This window comes from Mesorhizobium sp. B2-4-14, from assembly GCF_006442155.1.
Taxonomy (GTDB): Bacteria; Pseudomonadota; Alphaproteobacteria; order Rhizobiales; family Rhizobiaceae; genus Mesorhizobium.
In genome coordinates this window covers 264,899-275,704 of record NZ_VFVA01000004.1, presented here as the reverse complement: position 1 = coordinate 275,704, position 10,806 = coordinate 264,899, and the positions used below count along the sequence as shown (strand labels likewise).

At 63.6% G+C, this 10,806-nt stretch carries 10 protein-coding genes and 1 pseudogene; 3 read left to right on the top strand and 8 right to left on the bottom strand.

Features of this window, described 5'->3' with window-relative positions; all coding sequences use genetic code 11:
* The 6 genes from FJ938_RS06075 to FJ938_RS06050 form a co-directional block, all read right to left on the bottom strand.
* On the bottom strand, nt 1-952 hold a 952-nt coding region (locus FJ938_RS06075; protein ID WP_140692063.1), incomplete at its 3' end, for a branched-chain amino acid ABC transporter permease.
* Nucleotides 953-974: 22 nt separating this feature from the next.
* Nucleotides 975-1,862: a branched-chain amino acid ABC transporter permease gene (locus FJ938_RS06070; protein ID WP_140613316.1), complete on the bottom strand. Its 888-nt coding sequence runs from the start codon at nt 1,860-1,862 to the stop codon at nt 975-977.
* Nucleotides 1,863-1,869: 7 nt separating this feature from the next.
* Nucleotides 1,870-2,580, bottom strand: coding sequence for an ABC transporter ATP-binding protein (locus tag FJ938_RS06065; protein ID WP_140692061.1), 711 nt, complete (start codon nt 2,578-2,580; stop codon nt 1,870-1,872).
* The gene (locus FJ938_RS06060; RefSeq protein ID WP_181165778.1) at nt 2,573-3,367 is read right to left on the bottom strand and encodes an ABC transporter ATP-binding protein; all 795 of its coding nucleotides are present in this window, start codon (nt 3,365-3,367) and stop codon (nt 2,573-2,575) included. Before FJ938_RS06060 ends, FJ938_RS06065 begins: the two co-directional genes overlap by 8 nt.
* Nucleotides 3,364-4,572 (bottom strand): ABC transporter substrate-binding protein, encoded by a 1,209-nt coding sequence (locus FJ938_RS06055; protein WP_140613314.1) that lies wholly within the window; start codon nt 4,570-4,572, stop codon nt 3,364-3,366. Before FJ938_RS06055 ends, FJ938_RS06060 begins: the two co-directional genes overlap by 4 nt.
* A gap of 148 nt (nt 4,573-4,720) precedes the next feature.
* Entirely contained in the window at nt 4,721-6,178 is a 1,458-nt protein-coding gene (locus FJ938_RS06050) for a PLP-dependent aminotransferase family protein (RefSeq protein WP_140692059.1), read from the bottom strand.
* Between the two features lie 73 nt (nt 6,179-6,251).
* Here FJ938_RS06050 and FJ938_RS06045 point away from each other — a divergent pair, with 73 nt between their 5' ends.
* Nucleotides 6,252-6,878, top strand: a complete 627-nt coding sequence (locus FJ938_RS06045; protein ID WP_140692057.1) for an FMN-binding negative transcriptional regulator — start codon at nt 6,252-6,254, stop codon at nt 6,876-6,878.
* Nucleotides 6,879-7,093: 215 nt separating this feature from the next.
* Here FJ938_RS06045 and FJ938_RS06040 read toward each other — a convergent pair whose 3' ends face one another.
* Nucleotides 7,094-7,963, bottom strand: a complete 870-nt coding sequence (locus FJ938_RS06040; RefSeq protein ID WP_140692055.1) for a helix-turn-helix domain-containing protein — start codon at nt 7,961-7,963, stop codon at nt 7,094-7,096.
* 93 nt (nt 7,964-8,056) lie between these two features.
* On the opposite strand from FJ938_RS06040, the gene FJ938_RS06035 reads away from it, so the two are divergent.
* Complete coding sequence (locus FJ938_RS06035) at nt 8,057-9,601, top strand: 4-hydroxyphenylacetate 3-hydroxylase N-terminal domain-containing protein (RefSeq protein ID WP_140613310.1); 1,545 nt, start codon at nt 8,057-8,059, stop codon at nt 9,599-9,601.
* Between the two features lie 6 nt (nt 9,602-9,607).
* Nucleotides 9,608-10,099 (top strand): annotated as a pseudogene (locus FJ938_RS06030) (flavin reductase); the annotation flags it as partial.
* A 299-nt stretch (nt 10,100-10,398) separates the two neighbouring features.
* On the opposite strand, the gene hpaR reads toward FJ938_RS06030, so the two are convergent.
* Complete coding sequence (hpaR, locus tag FJ938_RS06025; RefSeq protein ID WP_246673205.1) at nt 10,399-10,794, bottom strand: homoprotocatechuate degradation operon regulator HpaR; 396 nt, start codon at nt 10,792-10,794, stop codon at nt 10,399-10,401.
* Between the last annotated feature and the right edge of the window lie 12 nt (nt 10,795-10,806).

The following is a 10,806-nucleotide window of genomic DNA, read 5'->3' as shown; positions in this document are numbered from 1 at the left end:
CCATCAGCCGCGCATAAACCTCCCCCACAATCCCTCGCCGAAACACCAGCACGCAGACCATGAAGATCAGCCCGGTGGCGATGGTGACCGGGAAGCCGGAGGTGGCCAGCGTGTTTTCCAGGCCGACGACGAGGCTGGCGCCGATGATCGGGCCGACCATCGTGCCGATGCCGCCGAGGAGCGTCATCAGGATCACTTCGCCCGACATCTGCCAGGTGACGTCGGTGAGCGTGGCGAACTGGAAAACGATGGCCTTGACCGCGCCGGCCAGCCCGGCCAGCGCCGCCGACATGACGAAGGCGGCGAGCTTGTAGTTGGCGACCGAATAGCCCAGCGAAATGGCGCGATTCTCGTTTTCGCGGATCGAGCGCAGGATCATGCCGAAGGGCGAATTGACGATGCGCCAGATGGCGAAGACGCCGATCAGGAACACCGCCAGCACGAAATAGTAGATGTTCAACGGAACGTTCAGGTCGAGGAAACCAAGCAGGGTGCCGCGCGGCAGGCCCTGAACGCCGTCCTCGCCCTGGGTGAAGGGCGCCTGGACGCAGAAGAAGAAGAACATCTGCGACAGGGCCAGCGTGATCATGGCGAAATAGATGCCTTGCCGGCGAATGGCGAAAAAACCCATGACGAGGCCGAGCAGGGCCGCGCCCGCCATGCCGAGCAGGATACCCGCTTCCGGCGGCCAGCCCCACACCTTGACCGCATGCGCGGTGAAGTAGGCGGCGCCGCCGAAGAAGGTGGCGTGGCCGAAGGACAGGAGCCCGGTATAGCCGAGCAGGAGGTTAAACGCGCAGGCGAACAGCGCGAAACACAGCATCTTCATCAGGAAGATCGGGTAGACGAAGAAGGGTGCCGCCAGCAGCGCCAGGATGCCGAGCCCGACCAGCGTCCATTCAAGCCATGCCGGGGTTCTGGCGGCCGTTTCGCGAAGCGTCAGGTCGGCCATGTCAGACGTCCCTTCCGCCATGTCAGGCGTCCCTTCCAAACAGGCCGGCCGGCCGCACCAGGAGCACGATGGCCATGATGATGAAGACCACCAGGTTGGAGGCTTCGGGGTAGAAGACCTTGGTCAGGCCTTCGGCGAGGCCGAGCATGTAGCCAGTGACGATCGCGCCGAGGATCGACCCCATGCCGCCGACCACGACGACAGCGAAGACGACGATGATGAGATCCGACCCCATCAGCGGGCTGACCTGATAGATCGGCGCGGCCAGAATCCCGGCTAGCCCGGCCAGGGCCGAGCCCAGGCCGTAGGTAAGCGTCAGCAGCAGCGGCACATTGACGCCGAAGGCCTGGACGAGACGCGGATTTTCGGTCGCGGCGCGCAGATAGGAGCCGAGCCTGGTCTTCTCGATCAGCGCCCAGGTTCCGAAGCAGACGATCAGCGAGGCGACCACGACCCAGCCGCGATAGTTGGGCAGGAACATGAAGCCGAGATTGGTGCCTCCCGAAAGCAGCGGCGGCACGGCGTAGGGATTTCCCGACACGCCGTAATAGTAGCGGAAGATGCCCTCGATCACGAGCGCGAGACCGAAGGTGAAGAGCAGGCCATAGAGCGGATCGGTATCGTAAAGCCGCGACAGCGCCAAGCGCTCGACCACGATGCCGAACAGGCCGACGATCAACGGCGCAAGGACGAGCGCGGGCCAATAGCCGATGCCGAGACGCGTGAGCAGCAGATAGCCGATGAAGGCGCCGAGCATATACTGGGCGCCATGGGCGAAATTGATGACGCGCAGCAGGCCGAAAATGACGGCCAGACCCAGGCTCAGCATGGCGTAGAACGAGCCGTTGATCAGTCCGACCAGCAACTGGCCGAGGAATGCCTGGACGGGGATGCCGAAGATCATCGTCATGGCGCTATCATACACCCAGAATTTCGTGGAGCAGCGTCATGCGGCCGGCCAGTTCGCCGACCGGAAATCCGGCCACGACCTTTCCGTGCTCCATCAGGTAGAAGCGGTCGGCGACGCGGCTGGCGAAGCGGAAATTCTGCTCGACCAGCAGGATCGTCATGCCCCGGCTCTTCATCGTCACCAGCAGCTCGCCGATGCGCTGCACGATCACCGGAGCCAGGCCTTCGGTCGGCTCGTCGAGAAGCAGCATCTTGACGCCGGTCCGCAGCATGCGCGCTATCGCCAGCATCTGCTGTTCGCCGCCCGACAGCCTGGTGCCGGACGTGTTGCGCCGCTCCTTCAGATTGGGAAAGAGATCGAATATCTCCTCAACGCTCATGCCACCCTGGGCGACGACCGGCGGCAGCACCAGGTTCTCGTCCACCGTCAATGTCGCGAAGATGCCGCGCTCTTCCGGCACGAAGCCGATGCCTTGATGGGCGGTGCGGTGCAGCGGCAGCCGCATCAGGTCCGCGCCGTCGAAGACGACCTGGCCCGTCCGCCGGCGGATCAGCCCCATGATGGCGCGCAGGGTCGTGGTCTTGCCGACGCCGTTGCGGCCCAGCAATGTGACCGTCTCGCCGCGAAATACCTCGAGATCAACGCCGTGAAGCGCGTGGCTCTCGCCATACCAGGCGTTGAGGCCGCGAGCCGCGAGCAGGGGCGCGGCGCTAGTCATCGGCCGTCCCCATATAGGCGACCCGCACCCGTTCGTCGCGGCTGACTGTGGCGTAGTCGCCGGCCGCCAGCACTTCGCCGCGCTGCATGACCGTTATCCAGTCGCAGAGATCGGCCACGACAGTCAGATTGTGCTCGACCATCAGGATGGCACGCTCGCTCGCCACGGAACGAATGATGGTGGAAACCGTGGCCACGTCCTCATGCCCCATGCCGGCCATCGGCTCGTCCAGAAGCAGCACTTTCGGGTCGAGCGCCAGGGTGGTGGCGATTTCGAGCACGCGTTTCCTGCCATAGGAAAGATCGCCGGCCAGCCTGTTCCTGGCATCGTCGAGACCGACCGAGCGCAGCAATTCGACCGCGCGTGGCGTCAACCGGTCGAGCGCCGCCAGCGAGCGCCAGAACTGCACGCCGAGCCCGGCCGGCCGCTGCAGCGCGACACGCACATTGTCGAGCACGCTGAGGTGCGGGAAGATCGCCGATATCTGGAACGAGCGCACCAGCCCCATGCGCGCGACTTTCGCCGGCGGCGTGCGGGTGATGTCGTGACCGAGCAGTTCGATCCTGCCGCTGGTCGGCGCCAGGAACTTGGTGAGCAGGTTGAAAACGGTCGTCTTGCCGGCTCCGTTGGGTCCGATCAAGGCATGGATGTTGCGGTGGCGGACATCGAGGTCGACATTCCTGACGGCGACGAAGCCGGCGAAGTCGCGTCGCAGCCCGCGGGCGGACAACACCACCCGCGGCTCATCCGTGGTCAGATCGGGCGGCACCGTGGCCGCGCCGGTCACTGGGCCGCCGTCGGGCAGCCGCTTTCCTTCTCGCTCAGGAAGGCCTCATTGCCGGGAATGGTGGCGAGATATTTGTAATAGTCCCAATCCTTGGTGCTCTCGCTGGGCGACTTGACCTGGTAGAGATACATGTCGTGGACCATGTTGCCGTCGGACTGGACCTTGCCGTTGGCGGTAAAGACGTCGTTCACCGGCATCGAATGCAATTGCTTGGCGACGGCCTCGGTCTCGTCGGTGCCGGCCTTGTCGATCGCCTTCAGGTACTGCGTCACCGCCGAATAGGTCGCGGCCTGGATCATGTTCGGCATGCGGTTGGTGCGTTTGAAAAAGCGCTGTGCGAATTCGCGGCTCTTGTCGTCGCGATCCCAGTAGAAGCCCTCGGTCAGCACGACGCCTTGCGCCGCCTGCAGGCCCAGCCCATGCACCTCGGCCAGCGTGAACAGAAGGGCTGCAAGACGCTGGCCGCCCTGGACGATGCCGAATTCGGCCGCCTGCTTGATGGAATTGGAGGTGTCCAGGCCGGCATTGGCCAGCCCGATGACCTTGGCGCCGGACGATTGCGCCTGCAGCAGGAAGGATGAATAGTCGGTCGAGCCGAGGGGATAACGCACCTCGCCCAGCACCTTGCCGCCGTGGCTCTCGACGAACTTGGCGGTCTGCTCCTTCAGCGAATAGCCGAACGCATAGTCGACGGTGAGGAAGAACCAGCTGTCGCCGCCCTGCTGCACCAGCGAACCGCCGGTTCCCACCGCCTGCGAGTGGGTGTCATAGGCCCAGTGGAAACCATAGGGCGAGCACTGCTTGCCGGTCAGGTCCGTGGTCGCGGCACCGGTAACGATGTCGATCTTCTTCTTTTCCTTGGAAATCCCCTGGACGGCGAGCGCGACCGAAGAGGTCGTCAGCTCCATGATGGCGTCGACCTGTTCGGTGTCGTACCACTGCCGTGCGATATTGGAGGCGATATCCGGCTTGTTCTGGTGATCGGCGCTGATGATCTCGATCGGCGCTCCCTGGACCTTGCCGCCGAAATCCTCGACCGCCATCTTGGCCGCTTCGACCGACCATTTGCCGCCAAAATCGGCATAGACGCCGGACTGGTCGTTGAGGATGCCGATCTTGACCTTGCCATCGGAAATTTCGGCGGCCGCGGCGGGAATTGACACCGCGGCAAGAAGCGCGGCAGAAACGAAATAGCATGCCTTCATAGTCGACTTCCTCCCATTACGATGAATCCGGCCGCCCCCCAACGATCGATCATCTGCAAGCACTCTGAACATGAGGAAAATGGGGATGAACGGCAAGGGGCCGTTGCGGATTTCATTTTTCGATCGGCCGCAAGCCTTTCTCGCTTCCTCATGCGTGGAACGTCTTCGACTGGAAAACCTCGAACAGTTTGGCCACGCCCTTGTCGATCGCCTCGACGGCCATCGAGGCGTATCCAAAAATGAAGCCGGCGCGCGGGTCGCCCTTGGCCGCGAACAGCCGGGAGACCGGATAAATTCCGACATCATTTTTCCGGGCCGCCTCAGCGAAAAGCTCCTCCTCATCGGACCGCAGGCTGTTGAACCAGACCACGACGTGAAGGCCCGCCGATGTTCCGACGATTTCGATCTCGCCGCCGAATGCTTCCCGCATCGCGTTGAGGAAAGCGGTTCGCCTTTCGGCATTGCGTCTCCTCATCCTGCGCACATGGCGCTCATACGCGCCTGTCTCGATCATGGTCGCGAGAGCGTCCTGCTCGAACCCCGAACTGTGGCGGTCGGCAATTTGCTTGCACAGGATGAGGAGGTCGACCAGTGGGCCGGGAACAACCATGTATCCCAGCCGGAGTGTCGGAGACAGCGTCTTGGACACGGTGCCGACATAGACGACCTTGTCCTGACCCGACAGATACAGAGGCGGGATCGGGCTGACGTCATAGCGGTACTCGCCATCATAGTCGTCCTCGATAACGTAGGCGTTTCCCAGACTGGCCCATTCGATCAAGGTCTGGCGGCGGCCGACCGACAGAACACCTCCCAGCGGAAACTGATGGCTTGGAGTCACGTAGGCAAGCGCGATCCGGGCTGGATCGGGAAGCCGCGTGGTGTCCATCCCGTCATTGTCGCAGGCAAGCTCGACAGGTTTGGCGCCTATGGCAAGCATGACGTTTCGAGCCATCGCGTAACATGGGTCCTCGACGACGACGCTGTCTCCCGGATTGACGAGCACCCTCGCACACAGATCCAGAGCCTGCTGGGACCCGCTGACGATGATGATCCGCGCCGCCTCGCACCTTATGCCGCGCGCTCGCCAGAGATAGCCTTCCAAGGCTTGGCGGAGTCGTGGATTGCCTGCGGGATGCTCATAAGCCAGGCGTTCGCGATAGGTCAGAAAGGCTGTGTTCAAGGCTCTCCGCCAGAGGAGTTTTGGAAAATCCGCCGATGCGATATCGCCATAGCGGAAGTCGTGTTTCAGTGGCGCCAGCCCGGCACTGGTGTGCGAAGGCAACGCCATGACACGTCTTGCATAATCGGAAAGCTTAGGGGTTGCCTTCGGCTCCAGCTGGGGTCGACAGACGCGGGAGGGGCCTCCGGTGGAGGCCACGGTGGCTTTCGACCCCTGCCGGACCTGGACATAGCCTTCTGAAATCAGCTGATCGAAAGCCGCGGTTACCGTCGTCCTCGACACGCCAAGCTCCTCGGCCAGCGAGCGGCTGGACGGAAGCTTCGCTCCGGCCTTGTAGATGCCGGATTCGATCTGCTCGCGCAGGGAGAGATAGATGCGGCGGGTGACGCCCGTTCCGCGCGGTCGCTGTTCAAAGTGGCCCAATGAAACTCTCCCGAACTGGCTGCATATTTTGGACCAGTTGAGTGGAATGATGCGTTCAAATCAAGGAGCGTGAATGTACACCCCAACCGCCTTCACAGTGGCCGACGCGGCCGAGATTTACGACATGATGCGGCAATGTCGCCTGGCAAGCTTCATCACGGCGACATCCGACGGTCCCATGGCCACTCCGCTGCCGATGTTTCTTGACGAGAGCGAGGGAGAAAGAGGCGTTCTCTATGCGCATCTGGCGCGGGCGAACCCCCAGTGGCAAGCTGCCGTCATCGGTCTTGGATTGGCCGTTTTCATGGGTCCGGACGCTTATGTGACGCCCTCCTGGTATGCATCCAAGGCTGAACATGGAAAGGTCGTGCCCACCTGGAACTACACGGCTGTCCAAGCCAGCGGACCCGTCGAGTTCTTCAGCGATACCGAGCGGCTGCGCGATGTCGTAACCCGGCTCACCGCGCTTCATGAAAGCGGCCGCCGGGCACCCTGGGCGCCGACCGACGCACCGGAAGCCTATATCAACGCCCAACTGCGCGGCATTGTCGGCATCCGCATGCCGATCGTCTCCCTGCAGGGAAAACGCAAGATGAGCCAAAATCGCCCGGAAGCCGACCGCAGGGGCGTGAAAGAGGGGCTTGCCGCAAGCAGCCGGGCAACCGACCACATCGTTTCGGAGCTCATCCCGATCTCGTGAAGCTGCGCCTCCCCCTCGTCACTCATTGGCGGCTGGTCGCGGCCGCTACACCGCACGCCGGCCATCACTTTCGCCGAGGCATGGGCGGAGGCCTCGACGGCGGAACCGGTGCTGATCGTGCGGAAAAAATGCGGCGCACGGGTTTGGCTTCTCGCCGCACGCTAGCCGGAAACAGGATGCGGGGCCCGCGCCCGTATCCGCCAGCCAGCGCGGACTCAATGCGCTTCCAACTGTCGCCGGCGCCAGGCGGCGGGCGCCTCGCCTACCCGTTCGCGAAAGAAGCGCGAGAAATAGGCCGGATCGTCGAAGCCGATCTCGTAGGCGATGTCCTCGACCGTACGCACGGTGAACAGCAGCAGCCGCTTGGCCTCCAGCAGCCGCCGCTCGCTGACGGTGCGCTTGACGCCGGCACCCAGCACCGCACGGCTGGCCTTGTCGAGGAGATGCGGTGTCGTGGCGAGGCTCACGACGTAGCGGTCGACCGACCAGTTGTCGCGGAAATGCGCATCGACAAGCCGCCGCAGGCCAAAGGCCAGTGATGCATCGGAGGACGGTGGAGCGGCAATTATCGCCGGCGCGCGGCGCGCGATATGGGAGAGCGCGACCGCGATCAGCGCCGGCAAAGTCTTGTCATTGCCGGCCTGCGCTTCGGCGTATTCGGCCGCGATCATCTCCAGCACCGCCGCCAGTCTTTGCCATGCGGCATGTTGCGGCAGACTGTCGGTAAAGACCGGCCGGTCCAGCGGCAGCAGGCTTTGAGCGGCAAGGGCGGCGAGCGCATCGTCGGCGACCGAGACGACGATGGCGTCGGTGCCAGGCCCGATCGAGAAGCCATGCACGACATTGCTCGGCACGAAGCTGACGGCTGGCGCCGAAAAGTCCCAGGAGCGGTCCTCGATGCGATAGGTGCCGGAGCCACTGGTCCAGTAGGTGATCTGACCCATCTGCGGATGCTTGTGCGCCGCGACCTGGCCAAGATGAATGCTGCCGCGGGCAGGTACCGTCTCGACATGCAGGAAACCGACGTCGAGCGGCCGCGCCGGCTCGCCATAGACGAAGAAATCGGGAATGGAATTCTGGCTCATGACGCCGGAAAAAGTCCAATCGGTTTTGCCGTTCCGTCCATAACCGATCGACGCCCAAGGCGCTAGGGTTGCAATATCGAGTGGAGGAGCATCATGCGGTCAGAAGATTTTCGTGCGGACAGGGCGCGCCCGTTTACCGGGGCGGAATATCTGGAAAGCCTGCGCGACGGCCGCGAGGTCTACATCAATGGCGAACGCATCGGCGACGTCACCGCGCATCCGGCGATGCGCAATTCGGCGCGGTCGCTGGCGCGGCTCTACGATGCGCTGCATGACGCCAAGCGGCGCGACACGCTGACCTCGGTCACCGATACCGGGTCGGGCGGCTACACCCACAGATATTTCCGCGTTGCCAAATCTTCCGGCGAACTCGCCGCCCAGCAGACGGCGATCGCCGAATGGTCGCGCATGTCCTATGGCTGGATGGGCCGCACTCCCGATTACAAGGCGGCGCTGATGAACACGCTCGGCGCCAATGCCGACTGGTACGGGCCGTTCAAGGACAATGCGCTGTCCTGGCACAAGCGCGCGCAGGAAGCCGTGCCGTTCATGAACCATGCCATCGTCAATCCTCCCATCGACCGCCACAAGCCGGCCGAACAGGTGAAGGACGTCTTCGTCCACATCACCAAGGAGACGGATGCCGGCATTCTCGTTTCCGGTGCCAAGGTGGTGGCGACGTCCTCGGCCCTGACCCATTACAATTTCCTGGCGCAGAGTTCGGCGACAGTCACCGAGGATCCGTCGCTGTCGGTGATGTTCATCGTGCCGATGAACGCGCCTGGGATAAAGATGTTCTGCCGCGTCTCCTACGAGCAGACGGCCAATACGGTGGCGGCGCCCTTCGACTATCCGCTGTCGTCACGCTTCGACGAGAACGACGCGATCCTGGTGCTCGACAATGTCTTCATCCCCTGGGAGGACGTGCTGGTGCTGCGCGACGCGCAGAAGATCCTGTCGTTCCATCCGGCATCCGGCTTCATGCATGGCTATTGCTTCCAGGGCTGCACGCGCTTCGCCGTCAAGCTCGACTTCCTTGCCGGCCTGCTGGCCAAGGCGCTGCGCGCCACCGGCGGCGATGCCTTCCGCGGCAACCAGGCGGCACTTGGCGAGGTGATTGCTCTCAGGCACATGTTCTGGAGCTTTTCCAATGCCATGGCCTATAACCCGATCCCGTGCGCGAACGGCGCCGTGCTGCCCAATCTGGAAGCAGCATTGGCCTACCGTACCTTCATGTCGGAAGCCTATCCGCGCGTCATCGACACGGTGCGCCGGGTGATCGCCTCCGGCCTGATCTACCTGCCGTCGTCGGTGCGCGATTTCAACAACCCAGAGATTGACAGATACCTCGCGCAATATGTGCGGGGCTCCAACGATATGGGCCATGTCGAGCGCATCAAGATCATGAAGCTGTTGTGGGACGCGACAGGGACCGAGTTTGGCGGCCGGCACGCGCTCTACGAACTCAACTACGCCGGCGCGCCGGAAGAGGTGCGGCTGCAGGTGCTGAAGGGCGCCGAACGCGGCGGCCGGCTGAAGGCGATGGAGGAACTCGTCGATACCTGCATGGCCGACTATGACGAGAATGGCTGGACTGCCGACACCTGGCTCCCGCCCCTGGCTTCGACGGCTGGATGAACTCCAATGGCCACGCAGATTTCGAAGGCCGATTTCCGCGACGCCATGGCAAGGGTCTGCGCGCCGGTCAACATCGTCACCACCGACGGGCCGGCCGGACGCGGCGGCTTCACCGCCACCGCCATGTGCAGCGTTTCCGACGAACCGCCGACGCTCCTGGTCTGCATGAACGGGCGTTCGACGCAGGCGGCCATGTTCCTTGCCAACCGGCGCTTCTGCGTCAACGTGCTGACCCATGACCACATGCATCTGGCGGGAAAGTTCGCCGGCGCGACCAGGGACATGGAGGCGCGCTATTCGGCGGCACGCTGGCAGACGCTGACGTCGGGCACACCGGCACTGTCGGACGACTGCGAGATCGAGGATGTGCATGTCGTCGGCACGCACAACGTCATGATCGGCCGCGTCATCGACGTGCGGCACGGCAGCGGCGGCTCGGCGCTGCTCTATGTCGACCGCAACTACACACAGCCGACGCGGCTGGGGAGTTTTGGGGGTGAACAACCGCTGTCGAGGCGGATGCACCATTGGCCGAAGCCCTCCCAACTTCGTCATCCCTGGGCGGAGCAGCCGCGAAGCGGCGTCGCGGAGACCCTGGGATCCATGCCGCGACCTTGGTCGAGGGTACAACGGCGCAGAATTCTGCACGGTGGCGGCGTTTGGAAGTCGCGGCATGGATCCTGGGGTCTGCGCCGCGTCGCTGCGCTCCTTGCTCCGTCCTAGGATAACGAAGCGACGGAAGTTTTCGCCATTTTCCGAGGCGCCAGGAGGCATCAATGCGAGCGCCGCCCGAATGTTCAGTTCTCGCCGTCGATCAGGCTTTCCAGCAGGTCCAGAAGCTGTTCCAGCCGCTCGTGCCCGAACCGCCGTTCGATGTCGTCGTAGATGACGCGGCGTTCGGGCGACAGGGCGTCGATCAGGGCGGCGCCGGCCGGGGCGATGGTCAGGATGACACGGCGGCCATCGCCTTCCGCCTTGTTGCGGGTGATGAAGTTTCGGCTCTCGAGCGCCTTGATGATGCGGGTCAGGCTTGGCGGCAGCACCGAGGCACGATCGGCGAGCTCCGTCGCCTCGACTGGGCCGGCTTCGCTCAGCATGCGCAGCACGCGCCATTGCTGTTCGGTCACGTCATGCGCGGCGAGCATGGGGCGAAACCGCGCCATCACCGCTTCGCGGGCATGAAGCAGTGCCATCGGCAGGGAACG